Source organism: Roseobacter sp., from assembly GCF_024639605.1.
In the GTDB taxonomy this organism is placed as follows: Bacteria; Pseudomonadota; Alphaproteobacteria; order Rhodobacterales; family Rhodobacteraceae; genus Roseobacter.
In genome coordinates this window covers 1-18,946 of sequence record NZ_JAHEHZ010000022.1, presented here as the reverse complement: position 1 = coordinate 18,946, position 18,946 = coordinate 1, and the positions used below count along the sequence as shown (strand labels likewise).

General features: G+C 61.2%; 21 protein-coding genes. 10 read left to right on the top strand and 11 right to left on the bottom strand.

Annotation, left to right across the window (positions count from 1 at the left end; translation table 11 throughout):
- From Q0M35_RS04895 to Q0M35_RS04865, 7 genes are all read right to left on the bottom strand, one after another.
- Positions 1-1,320 (bottom strand): pitrilysin family protein, encoded by a 1,320-nt coding sequence (locus Q0M35_RS04895; protein WP_295313097.1) that lies wholly within the window; start codon positions 1,318-1,320, stop codon positions 1-3.
- Positions 1,317-2,651, bottom strand: coding sequence for a pitrilysin family protein (locus Q0M35_RS04890; RefSeq protein ID WP_295313111.1), 1,335 nt, complete (start codon positions 2,649-2,651; stop codon positions 1,317-1,319). The genes Q0M35_RS04895 and Q0M35_RS04890 overlap by 4 nt, the downstream gene beginning before the upstream one ends.
- Before the next feature lie 111 nt (positions 2,652-2,762).
- Positions 2,763-3,266 (bottom strand): DUF3035 domain-containing protein, encoded by a 504-nt coding sequence (locus Q0M35_RS04885; RefSeq protein ID WP_295313096.1) that lies wholly within the window; start codon positions 3,264-3,266, stop codon positions 2,763-2,765.
- Positions 3,267-3,317: 51 nt separating this feature from the next.
- Entirely contained in the window at positions 3,318-3,785 is a 468-nt protein-coding gene (gene lspA, locus Q0M35_RS04880) for a signal peptidase II (RefSeq protein WP_295313110.1), read from the bottom strand.
- A 27-nt stretch (positions 3,786-3,812) separates the two neighbouring features.
- Complete coding sequence (purH, locus tag Q0M35_RS04875) at positions 3,813-5,399, bottom strand: bifunctional phosphoribosylaminoimidazolecarboxamide formyltransferase/IMP cyclohydrolase (protein ID WP_295313095.1); 1,587 nt, start codon at positions 5,397-5,399, stop codon at positions 3,813-3,815.
- An 18-nt stretch (positions 5,400-5,417) separates the two neighbouring features.
- Positions 5,418-7,166 carry a heparinase II/III family protein gene (locus tag Q0M35_RS04870; protein WP_295313094.1) on the bottom strand — a complete coding sequence of 583 codons (1,749 nt, stop codon included), beginning with the start codon at positions 7,164-7,166 and terminating at the stop codon, positions 5,418-5,420.
- A 108-nt stretch (positions 7,167-7,274) separates the two neighbouring features.
- Positions 7,275-8,540, bottom strand: a complete 1,266-nt coding sequence (locus tag Q0M35_RS04865) for a transcription antitermination factor NusB (protein WP_295313093.1) — start codon at positions 8,538-8,540, stop codon at positions 7,275-7,277.
- Positions 8,541-8,625: 85 nt separating this feature from the next.
- Between Q0M35_RS04865 and Q0M35_RS04860 the strand changes: the two genes are divergently transcribed.
- On the top strand, positions 8,626-8,937 hold the full coding sequence (locus Q0M35_RS04860; protein ID WP_295313092.1) for a DUF1674 domain-containing protein: 312 nt from the start codon (positions 8,626-8,628) through the stop codon (positions 8,935-8,937).
- An 8-nt stretch (positions 8,938-8,945) separates the two neighbouring features.
- Here the strand turns inward: Q0M35_RS04860 and Q0M35_RS04855 are convergent, their stop codons facing one another.
- Both Q0M35_RS04855 and dapB read right to left on the bottom strand, forming a co-directional pair.
- Positions 8,946-9,305 (bottom strand): dihydrodipicolinate reductase, encoded by a 360-nt coding sequence (locus tag Q0M35_RS04855; protein WP_366519638.1) that lies wholly within the window; start codon positions 9,303-9,305, stop codon positions 8,946-8,948.
- 88 nt (positions 9,306-9,393) lie between these two features.
- A complete protein-coding gene (dapB, locus tag Q0M35_RS04850) occupies positions 9,394-10,212 on the bottom strand; it encodes a 4-hydroxy-tetrahydrodipicolinate reductase (protein ID WP_295313091.1) in 819 nt (272 codons plus the stop codon).
- An 88-nt stretch (positions 10,213-10,300) separates the two neighbouring features.
- Here dapB and rbfA point away from each other — a divergent pair, with 88 nt between their 5' ends.
- The 9 genes from rbfA to Q0M35_RS04805 all read left to right on the top strand — a co-directional run bounded on the left by rbfA (position 10,301) and on the right by Q0M35_RS04805 (position 16,181).
- Complete coding sequence (gene rbfA, locus Q0M35_RS04845; protein ID WP_295313090.1) at positions 10,301-10,708, top strand: 30S ribosome-binding factor RbfA; 408 nt, start codon at positions 10,301-10,303, stop codon at positions 10,706-10,708.
- On the top strand, positions 10,708-11,451 hold the full coding sequence (locus Q0M35_RS04840) for a phosphodiester glycosidase family protein (RefSeq protein ID WP_295313089.1): 744 nt from the start codon (positions 10,708-10,710) through the stop codon (positions 11,449-11,451). The genes rbfA and Q0M35_RS04840 overlap by 1 nt, the downstream gene beginning before the upstream one ends.
- A 74-nt stretch (positions 11,452-11,525) precedes the next feature.
- Positions 11,526-12,437, top strand: coding sequence for a tRNA pseudouridine(55) synthase TruB (gene truB, locus Q0M35_RS04835; RefSeq protein WP_295313088.1), 912 nt, complete (start codon positions 11,526-11,528; stop codon positions 12,435-12,437).
- Positions 12,438-12,623: 186 nt separating this feature from the next.
- Positions 12,624-13,130: a hypothetical protein gene (locus tag Q0M35_RS04830; protein ID WP_295313087.1), complete on the top strand. Its 507-nt coding sequence runs from the start codon at positions 12,624-12,626 to the stop codon at positions 13,128-13,130.
- 95 nt (positions 13,131-13,225) lie between these two features.
- Positions 13,226-13,747, top strand: a complete 522-nt coding sequence (locus tag Q0M35_RS04825; protein ID WP_295313086.1) for a DUF1643 domain-containing protein — start codon at positions 13,226-13,228, stop codon at positions 13,745-13,747.
- A 79-nt stretch (positions 13,748-13,826) separates the two neighbouring features.
- Positions 13,827-14,513: a hypothetical protein gene (locus Q0M35_RS04820; protein ID WP_295313085.1), complete on the top strand. Its 687-nt coding sequence runs from the start codon at positions 13,827-13,829 to the stop codon at positions 14,511-14,513.
- A 172-nt stretch (positions 14,514-14,685) separates the two neighbouring features.
- Positions 14,686-14,955 (top strand): 30S ribosomal protein S15, encoded by a 270-nt coding sequence (gene rpsO, locus Q0M35_RS04815; protein WP_169639154.1) that lies wholly within the window; start codon positions 14,686-14,688, stop codon positions 14,953-14,955.
- A gap of 144 nt (positions 14,956-15,099) precedes the next feature.
- The gene (locus Q0M35_RS04810; RefSeq protein WP_295313084.1) at positions 15,100-15,690 is read left to right on the top strand and encodes a LysE family transporter; all 591 of its coding nucleotides are present in this window, start codon (positions 15,100-15,102) and stop codon (positions 15,688-15,690) included.
- Positions 15,691-15,752: 62 nt separating this feature from the next.
- Positions 15,753-16,181, top strand: coding sequence for a potassium channel family protein (locus Q0M35_RS04805; RefSeq protein ID WP_295313083.1), 429 nt, complete (start codon positions 15,753-15,755; stop codon positions 16,179-16,181).
- 10 nt (positions 16,182-16,191) lie between these two features.
- On the opposite strand, the gene tpiA is transcribed toward Q0M35_RS04805, so the two are convergent.
- Positions 16,192-16,932: a triose-phosphate isomerase gene (gene tpiA / locus Q0M35_RS04800; protein WP_295313082.1), complete on the bottom strand. Its 741-nt coding sequence runs from the start codon at positions 16,930-16,932 to the stop codon at positions 16,192-16,194.
- A gap of 109 nt (positions 16,933-17,041) precedes the next feature.
- Positions 17,042-18,841, bottom strand: a complete 1,800-nt coding sequence (locus Q0M35_RS04795) for an NAD(P)/FAD-dependent oxidoreductase (protein ID WP_295313081.1) — start codon at positions 18,839-18,841, stop codon at positions 17,042-17,044.
- Positions 18,842-18,946: the final 105 nt, after the last annotated feature.

Here is an 18,946-nt window from a genome sequence, read left to right as displayed (position 1 = left end):
TCAGTTTGCAGGTGTCGATTCAAGCCCGACCGGCTGGCCCACCACCACAAAATGCAGCCCGTCCGGGTCGAGGAGTTCCCCGGCCACGCGCTTTGCGTCTTCGAGCGTCACCGCTTCCACGCGGTCATTGCGCGTAGCGATGTAATCTACGGGAAGATCCAGCATCTGCATTCCAACCATAATACGCGCAATCGGCCCGTTGCCGTCAAACCTCAGCGGATAGGCCCCGGTCATATAGGTCTTGGCATCCGCCAGTTCCTCCGCCGTGACGCTTTCTGTCGCCGCCTTGCGCCATTCGTCCCTGATGACCTCGATGGCTTCCGCGATGCGGTCATTGGCTGAGCTGACCGATCCGAAATAAACCTCTGCCAGGTCCTTAGGCGCCAGATAGGAATAGACGCCATAGGTCAGCCCGCGTTTCTCGCGCACTTCCGTCATCAACCGGCTTTCAAACGATCCGCCGCCCAGCACCTGGTTGAGCACGATGGCCGTGAAATAATCCGGATCATCCTGTGCAATGCCAGCCTGGCCGAAAAGCGCAACCGACTGCGGGGTATCAAAGGGCACCACTGTCACACCGCCCGGAATGCTGACGTCTGCACGGTCCGGCATCGGAGCGCCGGTCTCCGGAAGATCACCAAGCAGCGTATCCATCAGCACCGCGAGTTCCTCTTCCGTGATGTCACCCACCGCACCGATATAGATGCGATCACGGGCCAGAACCGCCCTGTGTGCCGCAATCAGATCATCCCGGGTCAGCGCCGCTACGCTTTCCACCGTCCCGTCCGGAGAGGTCGCATAGGGATGATCGCCGAAAGCAATCTGATCCATCGTGCGCCCTGCGATGTCATTGGGGTCTTGCGCGTCTGACCGGATGCCCGAAATCACCTGGCCCCGCACCCGCTCAATCGCATCCTCGTCAAAGCGTGGCTCCAGCAGCGCTGATCGCAGCAGCGCAATGGAGGCATCACGATTCTCGGTCAGAAAACGTGCCGATACTGACAATGCATCGTCGCCGATATCGAAACTCAGCGTTGTCGCCAGTTCTTCCGCCGCGCGCGCAAAGGCGCGGGCGTCTTTGTCCGCGGCCCCTTCTTCAAGCAGATAAGTCATCAGGCTCACGGCCCCGCGCTTGCCCGCCATATCGAGGGAAGCACCACCGCGAAACCGGATCTCCAGCGCAGCAAAAGGGATGGAGTGATCTTCCACCAGCCATGCCTTGAGGCCGCCGGGTGACTCCACTTCTTTGATCTCAACCGCAGCACCTGCCGGCACCGCGAGAAAGAGTGCCGCACAGAACATCACAACAAAACGGATCATTGTGTAACCTCCTCCCGCATAAGCCAGCCGGTGACAGATGCCCGGAGGTCAAATACGTCGCGTGCGGCTTCAATGATGTCCTCGGCCGTGACCGCTTCCAGAATGTCAGGCCAGGCCTGTACGTCCTCAACCGTCAGACCCGACGATAGCGCCTGTCCGTACCGGTTGGCGATGCGGTCCACATCGTCCCGGGCATAAATCTGATCGGCCCGGATCTGCAGTTTGATACGTGCAAGCTGCTCAGGGTCGACCCCCTCCGCCAGGAACTTTGCGAGTGTCGCATCCATAGCATCTTCCGCTTCCTGAAGACTAACGCCCTCCTGCGGCACAACGATCACATTAAGGGTCGTATCATCCAGCGATACTCCCCGGTAAAAGGCCGCCGTATAGGTCGCGATCTTGCTATTGAACTGCAGCTCTTCGGCCATAAAGGAGGTCGTACCGCCGCCCAGTATCTCCGCCAGAATGGTCAGCGCGGCGGCCCGCTCCTGGTCCCCGGGGTCCCGTTCGGGTGCAAGGTAGGACCGGCGCACATAGGGCTGCGCCACACGTGCGTCCTCGAAGACCAGACGCCGCGCGGCAGTTTGCGGCGGCTCCTGTGAGCGGACACGTTCCGGCAGCGCCGGGTTGGCAGGGATGACACCGTAATAGGTCTCGGCCAGAGAACGCACCTCTTCCGGGGTTACATCGCCGGAGACTACCAGAATGGCATTATTGGGCGAATAATAGATATCATAGAAGGTCAGCGCATCTTCCATATCCAGCGATTCCATCTCGTGCATCCAGCCGATGATCGGCGCACCATAGCGATGATTGAGATACTGCGCGGCCGAAATCTGTTCCCCGAACAAGGCACCCGGGTTGTTTTCTGTGCGCTGGTTGCGCTCTTCGATGATGACGTCGCGCTCGGTGGCGATGTTCTCTTCGGTCAGGCGTATATTGCGCATCCGGTCTGATTCCATGCGCATCATCAGTTCCAGGCGGTCAGCGGCGACGCGCTGGAAATACGCCGTATAATCATATGAGGTAAAGGCATTGTCCCGCCCGCCATTGCGCGCAACCGTGGACGACAACTCTCCGGCCTCCAGATCATCCGTGGCTTTGAAAAGCAGATGTTCGAGAAAATGCGCGACACCCGAAGACCCCGGCGGCTCATCCGCAGACCCGGCCCGGTACCAGACCATGTGCTGCACAACGGGCGCGCGGTGGTCTTCGACGACGACCACCTGCATTCCGTTATCAAGCGCAAAGGTGGTGACGGCCTCATTGTCCGCCCGGGCCAGCAGCGGCGCCGTTACGGCCACAGCGACAAGTGCTATTTGTCTCAACATCATCATCAGGCTCCCGGATGAATTCGGTGTTTCGGCTCACCGATACCTACGCCGGAAAAGCTGCGGTTCAAGTGATCCGCGCACGAATGTGAGGTAAAGCCACAGCCCGGATCAGTTGTAGGGCGGAAAGCTTGGCGTCCGTGCACCGGCCTGGCGCCAGCGCCGTGCTGTTTCTTCGGCATCGAGCGTCTGGCGGCTGTAAGCGCGGTTATACCGGTCTTCCGGAAAAATCCGGTACTGGGTGAAACGGGACTGCCTGCGGCGGAATTCTGCATCTGCCTGGGCAAGCTCGGTCCGGATACCCGGTGTTACACCAAAGCGCGACGCCGCCGTCACCAGCGCGCCGTCGGATGAAGGCACGGCAGCGTTCGGGTTGGAGGGCCGGCCACCGAGCGCCAGCACAGCGTCAGCCCCCGGATTGTTGTCCGTCAGGTTGGACTGGCCGGGCGTGGGCGTCGGCAGCGACGCATAATCTGCCGGTTGCTGAAGCTCCGCTTTGGGCTCAACCAGAAACTCATCCGGGCCGCGAGAACTGGGGCTCAGCTGGCGCAGACCGGTATTTGCACAGGCACTCAAACTACCCGCTATCAGAACAAGAGCCATAATCCGGCGCATGTGTACTCTCCTAAACCTCCCGCTTTTGATACGACAGCCGGGCGGCAAATGTCACTGACCTTTTTTGGAGGCGGTCCTGTGATCGGGCGCAAAGAACACCAGCGCGATCGCACCGGCAAAAATGAAAACATCAGCGAGGTTAAACACAAAGGGGTTGTTGAACCCGCAACAGGACATGTTCAGGAAGTCCAGCACATAGCCATAAAGCAGCCGGTCGAGCACATTTGCAAGCGCACCGCCAACAAGCAGACCCGCACCCGCCTGCGCCATACGCGGCAGCGTCGTACGCCGCGCCCAGATCAGTACCCCCGCGCAGATCAAGATCGCAAGACCGATCAGCACCCAGCGGCTCGCTTCCGACCCGTCCCCGAAGAGCCCGAAATTGATGCCCCGGTTTTCGCCATAGCGGAAATTCAGAACCGGGGGCAGAATGTCAACCGACCGGATCCGCCAAAGCTCCATCACATGGATCACGAGGTATTTGCTGAGCTGGTCCACGACAAAAGCCGCAACAGCCATCCACAGGATCAGACGCACGCCCCGACCTCAGTGCCGGAAATGGCGCATGCCGGTGAACACCATCGCCAGCCCCGCCTCATCCGCCGCGGCGATCACCTCATCGTCGCGCATTGATCCGCCAGGCTGAATAAGCGCGGTCGCACCCGCCTCTGCCGCCGTCAAAAGCCCGTCCGCAAACGGGAAAAAGGCATCTGACGCTACAACCGATCCTTTTGTGAGCGGCGCATCGAGCCCCATGGCTTCGGCCATATCCTGCGCTTTACGTGCCGCGATGCGCGTGCTGTCCACGCGGCTCATCTGCCCGGCACCCACGCCCACGGTCGCGCCGTCTTTGACGTATATGATCGCATTCGATTTTACGTGCTTGGCCACCGTCCAGGCAAAGAGCATATCCGCCATCTCCTGCTCTTTGGGAGCGCGCTTCGTCACCACTTTCAGATCATCCGCCGTGATCCGGCCCACATCCTTGTCCTGCACCAGATAACCGCCCGAAACCTGTCGCACGGCAAGGCCCGCCGCGCGCGGATCGGCCAGCCCGTCTGTCGTCAGCAGCCGCAGGTTTTTCTTCTGGCTGAAAACGCGCATGGCCTCCTCATCGGCACCGGGCGCGATGACGACTTCGGTGAAAATACCGGCAATCTCTGCTGCGGTCTCCGCGTCAAGGGGCTGGTTCAGCGCGATGATCCCGCCAAAAGCAGACGTGCGGTCGCAGTCAAACGCGCGGGTGTAGGCTTCTTTCAGCGTCGCTCCCCGTGCCACCCCGCAGGGATTGGCATGTTTTATGATCGCGCATACCGGCCCCCCGGCCGGATCAAAGGAACTGACCAGCTCAAAGGCCGCGTCAGTGTCATTGATGTTGTTATAGCTGAGCTCTTTGCCCTGATGCTGTTTTGCCGTCGCCACGCCCGGGCGCGCGGAGCCGTCTGTGTAGAACGATGCCTTCTGGTGCGGGTTCTCGCCATAGCGCAACTCCTGCGCCAGCGTGCCGGCAAAAGCGCGTCGCCGCGGTGTCTGGCCGGTCTCTGCCGCCATCCAGGAGCTGACGGCAGTATCATAGGCGGCGGTCCGCGCATACGCCGTCTGTGCAAGGCGCTGGCGCAGGGCATAGCCCGTGTGCCCGTCGTGGCGGTCAAGCTCGGTACGCAGCGCCTCATAGTCCTCAACATCCGTCACAACCGTCACGAACCCGTGGTTTTTGGCCGCCGAGCGGATCATCGCGGGCCCGCCGATGTCGATGTTTTCAATGGCTTCGGCATAGGCCGCCCCCCGGGCCACCGTTGCCTCGAAAGGATAAAGGTTCACCACCACAAGGTCGATGGCGCCGATGCCATGTGTGTCCATCGCAGCCACATGTTCATCGTTGTCGCGCAGCGCAAGCAGCCCGCCGTGCACCACCGGATGCAACGTTTTCACCCGCCCGTCCATCATCTCGGGAAAGCCTGTAACCTCTGAGACATCTTTTACCGACAGCCCGGCCTCGCGCAGCGCCTTCGCCGTGCCACCGGTCGAAAGGAGTTCAACCCCGCGTGCTGCCAGCGCCTGTCCCAGTTCCGTCAGCCCGGTTTTGTCAGATACAGAAAGCAGCGCACGGCGCAGCGGGACGAGGTCGGTCATGGGCTCTGGTCCTTATGGTCAGTAGTCAGTCAGATCTGGCGTATCCTGGCTGAGATCCCGGACGCCAATCGCAGTTTCCTGCGCCTTAGACAAGGACCAGCGGACACGCGTGGCATATGACATAGCGCGGCCCGAAAGGACAATCTGATTTGATCCGCGCGGCTTCAGACGCCCGGTCTCAAGGTAAACCGATGGCTGCAGCGTCAGTTTCTGCGTGCCATCGTGCCTGAATACCCAGATCTCACCGCTCTTGAGCGCCATCGAAATCGCCGCGCCGCCAAGATCGATGGTGGCATCGACCTCAGGATGCAGATGGAAACGGATATCAAAGGCGATCCCGCCCAGCCCTGCCGCGTCCATCGCCCGGTCAAAGCGGCGTTTCTCGGCACTTTCCATCGCCAGCAGCATGTCCTCGCCCGCGACCGCGCGCCCGTCAAAGGTCATCTCGAGTGTCCGGGCATGGGTCAGCCCGTGCGTCGGCGTGAACCCGTTGTGCCCCGATTGCAGACGCAACCCGTCCGGGGCGTGCCCGACCTCGATGGGCACATGCGTCGGCCCCTCTATCAGCGGCTCGCGTCCGCTGTTGCGGTCGGCCGGCCCCAGACGGGCGCTGGAATAACCGTCCAGCGACAGGGTCGAGTGTGACGGTGTCGCGCGGCCCGCACGTCGCCAGTCCGGACCAAAAGTGCGACCTGATCCACAATTTACGACAAGCGGACGGCGGCCTGACGTCAGTTCAAATGCCAGCGTCGAGGCATGCGCATTGTAAGAGGCCGCCCCGGATGGCGGGCGCGAAGCGTCCATCACCACGCTTGTGCGCCCTGCCGAAAGCCGCGCATAGCCCATCGAAAGCCCGTTCGGCTGGCGGCCTTTGACCTGAGCCTGCGCCAGCGCATGATCCAGCCAGCCCTCGGCACCGCGCCCGCCGCCGTGAAACCGCGCGAGCCCGCCGTCAGAATGGCGCAGCGTGCGCAGCGTCGGCGCAATGCGCCCGATGGCCGCGACGTGATCGGGGGGCACCGCATGGCCCGCTTCTGACAAAGCCGCCCCGGCCCAGGTGAGCAGCGTAAAAACCTCCAGCAGTTCTTCGGGATTGCGCGTCGGCAGACCGCCCTGGTCATCAATCCGGGTCCGGCATTCCCGCGCCAGCGCGTTGACAGCGGGCATGGCCATAGCCTCCATGCCCTCAAGTGCGAGACCGGCGTAAATCAACCCCGTCAGTGCCTCAAACCGGGGCAGACCGGGTGCCGCACCCTGCCAGCGGCTGGAAAGGAAATGGGTCTGGCGATACAGGCTGCCGTAGAACGCGTGGCTCTCTTCGGCTTCGGTGTTACGCAGCATAAAAATCGCATGATTGATCCAGCGGATAAGTCGTCGCCCCGTCAGATCCGGGGTCCAGCCCGGCCCGCGGCCCCGGCCGGACCGGTCGATCCACCCCCAGAGCCAGCGCTGTGCTGCATCACGCGCGGGGCCGTCACCGACAGCAGCCAGATCATCGAGCCAGGCAAAACCGTTCAGTTCCCGCACAAAATCTTCGTTGGGTGCGGGCAGATCCCAGATATCAGCGTCTTTCTGCTCGACCAGATGCCCCGCGAACAGGAAATTACCGGCCATCAGCTGCCGGCCACGGGCAAAACTGCCGATCGTGCGGGGTTCGGGTGCGGAGACGAAGCCAACCGCACGCGCCTTCATCCTGCCGACGCGACGCGCGTGCCAGCGGTTCAGAAAATGCACTTTTCTCGCGGCGAAACTGTAGGTTCCGGACATGTGATACTCTGCCTTGGGACGCTCTCGCGGCGCTTTGATCAGATGATAACGCGCGGCAGGCGGTGAGTCACCGGCTTTGTCAGCCCGCCACCGATTACGGCATGTACGTCAGGCAGATTTCTGCAGGCGCGCGATGTAAAAGCCGTCCATGCCGCCCTTGTCCGCCCAGTAATCCGGTCTGAGCCGCAGCCCGCCTTCGCTGGTGATCCAGGCCGGGTCGATCCCATCAGGCACCGGTGTGTTGACGGTCATATCCGCATGTCGCAGCAGCGCTTCGTCGACTTGCACTTCACCTTCGTCCGGCAACAAAGAGCAGGTGCAGAAAACCAGCCGGCCACCGGGCCTGACAAGGCTCCATGCGTGATCAATAAGCTGCTCCTGCAGGTCAATCAGGTCGCCGAACTCTGATCCGTCCTTGGCATGGGGCAGGTCTGGGTGACGCCGCATGGTACCTGTTGCCGAACAGGGCGCATCCAGCAGAACCGCGTCGTAACTGCCGGTCACAGCCCGCGCATCCTCGACAATCAGATCGGCTTTCAGCCCGGTGCGCGCGAGGTTCTCCTCGACGCGTTTCATGCGCGAGGGGGAATCGTCCACGGCCGTCACATGCGCACCGCTGGCGGCAATCTGCATGGTTTTGCCACCCGGTGCGGCACAAAGATCAAGCACGCGTTCTGTGGCCTCAGGCGCGAGCACCTGTACGGGCACAGCGGCGGCAGCGTCCTGAACCCACCAGTCCCCGGTATCAAAACCGGGCATCGCAGAGACCTGTCCGGCATCCGCCACACGCACCGAGCCAGTCGGCAAAAGCACGCCGCCTGTTGCATCCGCCACAGCCTGCGGATCGCTTTTCGCAGTCAGATCAAGCGGCGCACCGGCAAAATGCGCAATCTCCATCGCTCCGATCCCATTTGCGCCCCAGGCCTCAACGAGGGGACCGCGCAGCCATTTCGGCAGACGTGGGGCCCGCAGCGCAGCCCAGGCCCCGGGGCCGTCGGCTGCCACTTTGCGCAGGACCGCATTTGTCAGACCCTTGAGATGGCCGAGGTTCTTCTGCCGCGACACCAGCTCGACCATCGCGTTGACCACACCGTGCGCGGCCGCGCCCTGACAAAGCTCAACCGTGCCGACCCGTAGCGCATTGCGGACAGTCAGCGGCGGATATTTCGAGAGATGTTTCTGCAGAATACGGTCCGCCCGCTCAAGGCCGCGCAGTGTATCCTGTGCCAGACGGGCCGCGCGCGCGCGGTCTTCGACGGGCAGTTTATCGAGTACTCCGGCCCCCATAAGTTCGGACATCAGCCGTCCTTCACCGAGCACCTGATCAAGCATGTAAACAGCGCTTCGGCGCGCGGGAACTCCTGTATCTGACATCTGGCACCTGGCTGAGAATGGGTCTGGCGGGTTGTCTGCGCGAAAGGGCGGCGTATATCAAGTATAACCGGAAAGGACATGTACCATGCCAGTCGAAAAACCCGGTCCCGGCGATCCGTCGCAGGACCCCGTACCACCCAAACAGCCTGATCCCGTCCCTGACGTGCCGGGCAATCCCAAACCCGGCGACAAACCGATCCCGCCGGGGCCGAACGACCCTACTCCGACGCCCGAGCCGGATTTGCCCCCGGCGGCACAGCGCGCTCTGCAGGAAGCGGCAGAGCGCAAGGCAGCGGCCGAAGCGCTCGACCTGCCACCGGAACTGGGCGGACGTGATGGCCCGGAGCCCGTGCGCTACGGCGACTGGGAAAACAAAGGAATTGCGGTGGATTTCTGAGCCGCGCCTCAGCGCAGCCGGAATTCGGCGGAATCACCCGCACCCTGATCGGATGTGAATATTACGCGATCGCCCGAGGCTTTAACCTCCTGGCAGTTATATCCCAGCGCGTCCTCGCCCCAGAACAGATCGCGACAGAAAAAGCCGTCTTTCCACGTCCATTCGCCGGATACGGGCCATGCGGCCCCCCGACCGGAAATCTGCCCGTCAGGCGAAACCTCAAGATTCACGAAAGGGCGCTTCAGCTCTTTGCCGGCGACCAGCGCCACAAATTCTGACTGTTCATCAACTTTGGCGAATTCGGCCAGGACAGGTGTGGCCGACACAGCAAGTGCTGCGACAAAAGACAATGTAACATTACGCATCATTCAGACCTCCTGAACCGTGTGATACAGTATATACGCCTCAGAACGCCCGCTGGTTCACAATGAGCTGCAGATTTTCCGCGTCGGCGGATCAGTCTTCAGACAGGCCCAGGACATCCAGCATATCATAGGCTCCAGGTGTTTTTCCGCGCGACCAGAGTGCAGCTTTTACCGCGCCCCGCGCAAAGACTGAGCGGTCTGATGCCACATGGCGCAGCGTGATACGCTCGCCTGTGGCGGCGAACATCACGTCGTGCTCGCCAATGATATCGCCCCCGCGTATAGCCGCGAAGCCGATATCACCTCGGGTGCGCGCGCCGGTGATCCCGTCGCGACCCCGGTCGGATACGTCCTCCAGCGCAACGCCGCGACCCGCAGCAGCGGCCTCGCCCAGCATCAGAGCCGTACCTGAGGGCGCATCGACCTTCTGATTGTGATGAGATTCGATAATTTCGATATCGAAATCCTCGTCCAGCGCTGCAGCCACCCGTTTTGTCAGCTGAACCAGCAGGTTCACCCCGAGGCTCATATTACCGGCGCGCACCAGCACTGTCCGCTCCGCCGGTTCAGAAAGCTGCGCGATATCCTCTGGTGTCATGCCGGTTGTGCCGATGACATGCGCCACACCCGCCTCTGCCGCGGCCTGCGCAAATGCAATCGTTGCCGCCGGTGCCGTGAAATCGATTACGGCATCGGCCCCCTGCAGCGCCTGCGCGATATCATCTGTGACGGTAACGCCCGTGGCTGCACCGCCAAGGGCCTCGCCAAGATCGCACCCGATCCAGTCGTGGCCGGCGCGTTCGACCGCTCCGCTCACCACCGCTCTGTCGCTGTCAGCGATGGTCGCGACCAGCATACGCCCCATCCGGCCCGACACGCCGGTGATCACGGTTTTCAGAGGCTGATCCATGTCGCACTTCCTTTTTTGCGCTGCACGCTGCGTCATAGCGTGGCCGCGCCCGCTTGGCAAAGGGCCGCAGACCGCTTAGATGGGGAGCATGGCGAGGAACAGATTTCACGAGGGCTCAGGCCCGACTCAGCGGCAGTTGCGTGTGGGCGAACTGATCCGCCGGTCCCTTTCAGAGGTGCTGGCGCGCGGCGACGTGCATGATCCTGACCTGAACCGGATGTCGATCACTGTGGGCGAGGTCCGCACCTCGCCTGATCTGCGGATCGCCACCGCTTATGTGCTGCCTCTGGGCGGCACTGGTCAGGATGAAGTGATCAGCCTGCTGTCCCGCAACAAAGGTGAGTTGCGCAGGCTGGTATCAAAAAAGCTTGCACTGAAGTTTGCACCAGATCTTCGGTTTCAGCTCGACAAGACTTTTGACCAGATGGACGAGACACGCCGCATGCTGCAGCAGGACACCGTCCTGCGTGACACCAGCGGAGAAGGTGACGCCTGATGCGCGGCGCGGCAGGGGCCCTGGTTGTCTGCCTGACCCTGATGGCCACTTCCGCAGGCGCTGTTGAGTGCCGCACAGATACTTTTCTGGGAGAAATCTACACCATCTGCGAAGCCGATCCGCGCGACGATGATATCCGGCTCTTTCTGGAAGACGACAGCGGCGAGATCTATGGTCAGTTTTACGCCATCGACGCGGCCCTCGTATCGCAGGGGCTTGAGCTTGCCTTTGCGATGAATGCCGGCATGTATCACGATGACCGCGCGCCCGTCGGCCACTATGTCGAAGACGGACAGGAGAAAATGCGCATCATCACCAGCGCCGGCCCGGGCAATTTCGGTCTGCTGCCCAACGGCGTTTTCTGCGTGCGACCCGGACGCGCGGATGTGATCGAAACAAGCAGGTTCCTCGCCGATGACCCGCCCTGCCGCGATGCGACGCAATCCGGGCCGATGCTTGTGATTGACGGCGCGCTGCATCCGCGCTTCTTAAAGGACGGCACGTCAAAGTACATTCGCAACGGGGTTGGCACCTCTGCAGACGGCGAGAGGGTTATATTTGCTATTTCCGGTGCGCCGGTGAACTTTCACACTTTTGGCCTGCTCTTTCGCGATCACCTGCAACTGCCCCAGGCGCTCTATTTCGATGGCAGGATATCACGGCTTTATGCGCCTGATCTCGGGCGCAGTGATCTGGGCTTTCGCCTTGGCCCGATTGTCGGCATCACGCGACCCGCCCGCTAGACCGCCGCAATTCCTGTTTCCACCGCGCTGTTGTGCCTGTAAGGAGCGCGGCGACGTTCAGACACGGGGGTACCATGGGACGCAGACGCAAAGGCCGCGATATTTCAGGCTGGCTGGTGGTCGATAAACCGGCAGGCATGACATCGACCTCGGTGGTGAACAAAGTCCGCTGGGCTTTTGACGCAAAGAAAGCCGGACACGCCGGAACGCTGGACCCCGATGCAACGGGCGTTCTGGCTGTCGCACTCGGGGAGGCCACCAAAACGGTGCCCTATGTCACCGATGCGCTCAAAGCCTATGAGTTCACGGTGCGGCTCGGCCAGGCCACCAACACCGATGATGCCGAGGGCGAGGTAATTGCGCAAAGCGACCTGCGCCCGGACGATGAGGCAATAAAAGAGGCTCTGCAGAGCTTCATAGGCGACATCGAGCAGGTACCGCCTCAGTTCTCAGCAGTGAAAATTGACGGCGAGCGCGCGTACAAACGCGCCCGCGACGGCGAAGAAATGGAGATCGCAGCGCGACCGCTGTATGTGGACAGCCTGTTGCTGACCGACCGGCCGGACGCGGATCACGTGACGCTGGAAATGGTCTGCGGCAAGGGTGGCTATGTCCGGTCGGTTGCGCGCGACCTCGGGGAAGCACTGGGATGTTTTGGCCATGTGCGCGAGTTGCGCCGGACCTGGTCGGGACCCTTTGACGCCGCAGAAGGCCTCAGTCTGCAACAGATCGACGAGATGGCAAAAACCCCCGCACTTGATGCGCACCTCAAACCGCTTGAGATCGCATTTACGGACCTGCCTGAGGTCCGGGCCACCCCGGAAGGTGCTGTCCGGCTGCGCAATGGCAATCCGGGCATGGTGATGGCCGCCGGGGTGGAATACGGCGATACCTGCTGGGCTTCTTTCGACGGGCGTGCAGTTGCGGTGGGGGTCTACAAATCGGGCGAACTGCATCCGACGCGCGTAATGAATATTCAGGACTGACTGGTTCCTAATGTTTCAGTCTGTCGTAATACTCGCGCGGATGTCAGCGGAAACAGGTCATTATTACAGGAATTGTTACGGTTCAGGACGGGCAGGTAATGCCTGCGTGAGAGCAGTAGGCGCGCGTCGCGGCAGTCGTCATATCGGTGTCAGAACAACCCTGACAGCCCACAAGGAGATACTGATATGACCAACACCAATGATCTGAAACGCACTGCCCTGACTATTCTGACCGCCGGCGCATTCGCCACCATCGCCTTTGATGCCTTTGGCCAGGCGCTCAGCCCGCTTGCAGGATACGCCAAACTCGCGCCTGTTGGTCTCGCAGGCGGCACACTTAAGGCCGTCTTCGGTGCAAACCCTGCCGGCGCCGCGCATCTGCTGCACACGCTGACAGGGCTGATCTTTTATGTGCTTGGCTATTATCTGATTGCCCGCCCGGTGCAGCGCGCCGTACTGCCTGATCTGCACTGGAGCGTGACGGCAGCCGCCTATGGCGTCGCCCTGTGGGTCTTTGCACTCTACGGCATGGCGCATCTGGTGGTCGGCATGAAACCTTTCCTCGGGTTTACCGGCATCACCTGGGTCGCGCTCTGGGGGCACGTGATTTATGCCCTGGTGGCGGCTGCGATCCTCGAGACACGCGGCGAAGTCTTTGACCTGCCCGGACGCCGCGCCGTCGCCGCTGCCTGACAGCCGGCTACACTAAAAACCGCAAAGCCGTCCTTTCCGAAGGGCGGCTTTTCTGCCACAGTTGCCCACACGCAGAGGTTACGCCGGGCAGGACCATGTTCGTTCGCATTCACAACACAGACACGACGCGCTCCGAAGCTGAATATTCCGATTGCGGGGCCTATCGCTATTGCCTGAGCCGGGTCTGGGACCCGAAAGCGGAGCGGCTGAACTTTATCATGCTCAATCCGTCTGTTGCCGATGAGGTTCAGAACGACCCGACCGTGGCCCGCTGCGAAGCACGCGCACGCGCGCTCGGCTATGGCGCTTTCAGCGTTACGAACATTTTTGCCTGGCGCGACACCGACCCCTTTGGCATGCGCAAAGCGCCCGCGCCGGTGGGCGAGGATAACAACGCGACCCTGTTGCGCGCTGCTGCCCGGGCTGACCGTGTGATTGCCGCGTGGGGCGTGCATGGCGCGCACCGCAATCGCGGCCCCGTGGTGGCGCGTATGCTGGCAGGTGCGGGAACCGCCCTCTGGCATCTCGGACTGACAAAGGACGGGCATCCCAGACATCCGCTCTACCTGCCCTATGCCCGCAGACCCGAGCCATGGGACCCCGTTCCCACCGGTTAACCTCACAGTAGGAATTCACCGTTAAAACTGCCGGTGGTGCCGGATCCGTCCGGGTTATTGTGCATGAGGTGAACCTGCAATGATGTGGTTGATGGGCCTTGCCGGACTGGTGGGCGCGGGTGCTGCGTCATTCGTTGTCACCAAAACCGATATCGAAACCGATGAGGATACATCGTCGCCGGAAAGCGACTCAGACGAATTCTCCGACCTGACCGACGGCAATATGCTCGATACCATTGACGGCATTTGGGACGGAGAGGAAACGGCTGACGCCCCGGATACGTATGACGAGACCGACGACTACCTCTACGATATGTTCGAAGACCCGCTTCCGGGTTACGGTGCGGTGTCCGTCGAGGAAACCACGGCAGGTCGCGAATGGATGTCCACCTCACCCGCTGACGAGGGCGCTGAGCCTGATGTGACTGCTGCAGTTCAGGAGATTGCAGATTTCTCCGATGACCCTGCCCCCGAGGCACAGCCGCCGGTCCGGCTTGGTGACTGGATCATGCAGGGCACACCGTCTGAGCCGCTTGATTATACGCCCGGGTCCGACAGTCTGGTTGTGGTGTGGGATGATCTTGCCGACACCGCCGGAGAGCCCCGGGTTGATGTGGCGCCTGATCCCTATGACCCCGAGGTGATGCATGTCACAATGAACGGCTCAAGCGTTGCAGAAATCTATGGCGAGCCGGCACTGGAAGCACAGGACCTGACCGTGATACCGCTCAGCTCCGCAATGATCGCGGGTCTTGCACCGGCCTGACGACGGCCACCACTGCGGCTGGCGGGATTCAGGGTTTGCCATTTCTCTCAGAGCCGACTATACGCGCCCATCGCTGCCGGGAATCCTGTTGCCGGCGGTATCTCCACGGGCCTGAGCTGGACGACATCCCGGCCTGCGCCATTCCTGAAACTCTTTTTGAAAGGGGACCCCGATGTCGATTACCGCAGAAGACAAGTCGCGCATCATGAAAGATTTCGCCACCAAAGAAGGCGACACCGGTTCGCCCGAAGTGCAGGTGGCAATCCTGAGCTCGCGCATTGCGACACTGACTGAGCATTTCAAGACTCACAAAAAAGACAACCACGGTCGCCGTGGGCTGCTCAAGATGGTGGCAACACGCCGTAAGCTCCTCGACTATGTCAAAGGCAAAGACGAGAGCCGCTATCAGGATCTGATCAAGCGCCTCGGCCTGCGCAGATAAGCGCGGCACCGGCTGCCCGCAGGGCCGCCGCACCGGCACAAAAAGGGGCGGTTATCGCTCCCGACTGAACCGCGCCCCGGTGGCGCGGTTTTTCTTTGACCGCGGAGGTCTTTACCCCACCGTCCCAGACCATAATATGCGCCCATGCTGACATTCGCTGCTGCCGTCTTTTTCCTGATCATCACGCCGGGCCCGGGTGTTTTATCAACCGCCGGTGTGGGCGCGGCATTTGGCGCTGCGGCGGGTACCCGCTACGTCGCCGGACTTTTCATCGGCACCAATCTCGTCTGTCTGGCTGTCGTAAGCGGCCTGACCGCAGCCCTTCTGGCCGATGACAGGCTGCGCACGCTGTTGTTCATCGCGTCGGTCAGCTATCTGGCCTGGCTGGCGTTTCGCATCGCTTTTGCCGGCAGCAAAATCGCCTTTATAGAACGCGCAAGCCCGCCGGGGATTGGCGGTGGCATTATTCTGCAGGCAATCAACCCCAAAGCCTATGCCGTCAACACCGCGCTGTTCACCGGTTTCAGTTTCTGGCCCGGCAATTACGGTGCCGAAATCGCGCTGAAATTTCTGATCGTGAACGCCATCTGGATTCCCATTCACTTCGCCTGGCTCTGGATGGGGATTTCCCTGCAGCGTATGAACCTGCCGGAAAAGGCCCAGCGCGCCATTAACATTGCCATGGCCCTGTCGATGATGATGGTCGTCGCTCTCGCGGCCTGGTCGCAGTCCTGATGTTGGACTTCACCAGATACAGCAGTTAGAAATCTTCACAAACAGATCCCGACCGGAATTTCATGCTCGTTCTCATCCAGATTGGTATTGGCAGCGCACTGCTGCTGGCCTGCGCAATGGTGCACATTCTGATTATCGCAAAAATGATCCGCCATCTGAAGGCCGGCAACCACTTTGCACCAGACAAAACCCGCATCCATCAGATCATGACCGTCTGTTTCCTGTTTCTCGGGGCCATTCTCTCGCACACGCTGCACATCTACATCAGCGCGCTGTCACTCTGGATGCTCGGCGCACTGCCAGGCTATGAAAAGCCAATTTACTTTGCCCTCGTTACCTATACGACCCTCGGATACGGTGATCTGGTGCTCACCGAACAGTTCCGGATCCTCGGCGCCATGATCTCAGTCACCGGAATCCTGATGTTTGGCATGACAACAGCCTTTCTGGTCAGCATTTTCGCGCGTGTTCTCGCCGACGACGCCCGCTGAATCCGGGGCATCAGCTGGCGGCAAGCGCTTCTATGACGGGCACGAAATCGGCAGCTTTCAGCGATGCGCCGCCAACGAGACCGCCATCCACATCTTCCAGAGCGAATATCTCTGACGCGTTCGCCGCCTTGACCGACCCGCCATAAAGCACCGAGAGGTTCTCTCCCCCGCCTACGTGGGTCCCAAGAGCAGCCCGCACTTCGGCATGCACGGACTGTATCTCCGGCACTTCAGGTGTCAGGCCGGTACCGATGGCCCAGACCGGCTCATAGGCGATAACCGTATTACCGGGCGTCGCCCCCTGCGGCACCGAACCCGCGATCTGGCCCCGCAACACGTCGAGGGTCTCGCCCGCCCGGTACTGTGCCTCGGTCTCGCCGATACAGATCACAGCCGTGAGCCCGGCGGCCCACGCCGCCCCGGCCTGTGCGCAGATATCCGCGTCGCTCTCCCCGTGATCCGTCCGGCGCTCAGAATGGCCGACGATGACATAAGTCGCGCCCGCATCCACCAGCATCTGCCCGGAAATATCTCCGGTATGCGCACCGGATTTCGCCGCATGCAGGGTCTGTCCCCCGAGAGAAACCCCGTAACCGCGCGCCCGGTCGATCAGCGTGGCCGGCAGGCACAAAAGCGTCACGACCTCTGACGTCCGGGCGCCGGTTGCCGCAATCGCCTCAACCTCAGCCAGATCGGCGGCGACACCGTTCATTTTCCAGTTTCCGGCGGCAATTCTGGTGCGTGTCGTCATGGGGAACTCCTCGTGTCACAAAATCTGTTTTCCGCCGTCTATCAAAGACGGGCAGGAAACGCACGCGGCCTGCGTGACATTCCGGCCGCGTGCCATGGGAAACAGGCGATCAGCCGGTGTGATGGGTCTCGGGTATGCCGTAAACCGGGGTCTCAAGCCCCTCCATGCGTGCTTTGAGCTGCAGCGACAGGAACTGCGAATAATGCCGCGACTGGTGCAGGTTGCCGCCGTGAAACCACAGCCCCTCCTGCTGCGTGGGTTTCCACATATTGCGCTGCTCGCCGACCCAGGGCCCCGGGTCCTTCGGCGTGTCCGATCCCAGCCCCCAGCATTTACCCACCTTATCGGCCACGTCCTGGCCGATCAGATCCGCGGCCCAGCCGTTCATCGAGCCATATCCCGTCGCATAGACAATCAGATCGGCCTCAAGCTTTGTGCCGTCATCGAGGATCAGACCGTCCTCAACGATCTCAGTCACCTGGCCATGCGCCAGTTTGATCTCGCCATCGATAATCAGCTGACTGGCACCGATGTCGATGTAGTACCCTGATCCGCGGCGCAGATATTTCATGAAAAGACCGGAATCGTCTGCCCCCCAGTCGAGCCGGAACCCCGCCTTTTCGAGGCCGTCATAAAACGCCTGATCCTGCTCCTTGATGGCCGCATAGACCGGTTTCTGGAAATCAGCGAGAATTGCGTAAGGCACTGACGCAAATGTCAGATCAGCTTTCTGCGTGGTCATACCATCAGCCACCGCCTGCTCGGAATAAAGCGCGCTCAGACCGATATCCATCAGCGAATCTGACTTGACGATATGGGTCGTCGAGCGCTGCACCATGGTTACATCGACATCATTCTCCCATAAGGCGGCACAGATATCGTGCGCCGAATTGTTCGAGCCCACGACCACTGCCTTTTTGCCCTTATACGCATCCGGTCCGGGGTGTTTTGAGGAATGGTGCTGGTCACCTTTGAATGTTTCCATACCGGGAAACTCCGGCACGCTGGCCTTGCCCGACATACCTGTAGCGAGGACCAGTTCTTTTGGCTTCAGCGTGACCTCGTCGCCGTCACGGTCGACAACGACGGTCCATTCATGGCGCACCGCGTCGTATTTCGCAGATTTGCAGGTGCTGCGCGTCCAGTAATTCAGCTCCATGATTTTGGTGTACATCTCCAGCCAGTCGCCGATCTTGTCCTTGGGCGAGAAAACCGGCCAGTTGGGCGGAAACGGCAGGTAGGGCAGATGATCGTACCAGACCGGATCATGCAGGCAGAGCGATTTGTACCGGTTGCGCCAGCTGTCGCCGGGTCTGTCATTCTTTTCGATTATGATCGTCGGAACACCGAGCTGGCGAAGCCTCGCCCCCAGCGCAATCCCACCCTGACCACCACCGACAATCACGGTGTGTGGCTGTTTGCTGTAGCCCAGCTCAGCCTCTTCCGCTTCGCGCTCTTCCTTCCAGGTCGTGCGGTGCTTTCCGGCACCATGTCTGGCGCCGAGAGGGCGCTCGAACCCCAGGGGTTCTTCGTATCCTTTGAGCTCCGTCATCGAGGTGAGCAGCGTCCAGATTTTTCCGTCGCGCAGCCGAACCTGCCCGTAGCCACGCGACACCCCGGTCTCGAACGTGATCCAGGCCGTGGTCAGCCCGTCGGCATGGTCAACAAGCTCATTCTCATCGGGCGCCCACGCGGACGGTTTCACATGGCTCAGCTGGCTTTCCAGCATGTCGCGCACCGCATCCCTACCCTCCATCGTTTTGATATTCCAAGTGAAAGAGACGAGATCACGCCAGTAGCAATCATCGGTGAAACAGGCCACGGCCTTGTCGGTATCCCCTGCCGCCAGCGCCCCGCCGAACACTTCCAGCGCTGCTGTGACCTCATCAATATGGGTGGTATCAAGCATATTTTCTCCTCCGTTAAACAGGTCGCGGGCGTGTGTGGCTGCCCTTTCCGCGTCAATGATCAGACCGCCTTGCGAGGCTCCCGGACCCTTAGAGAGCCTCCCCCG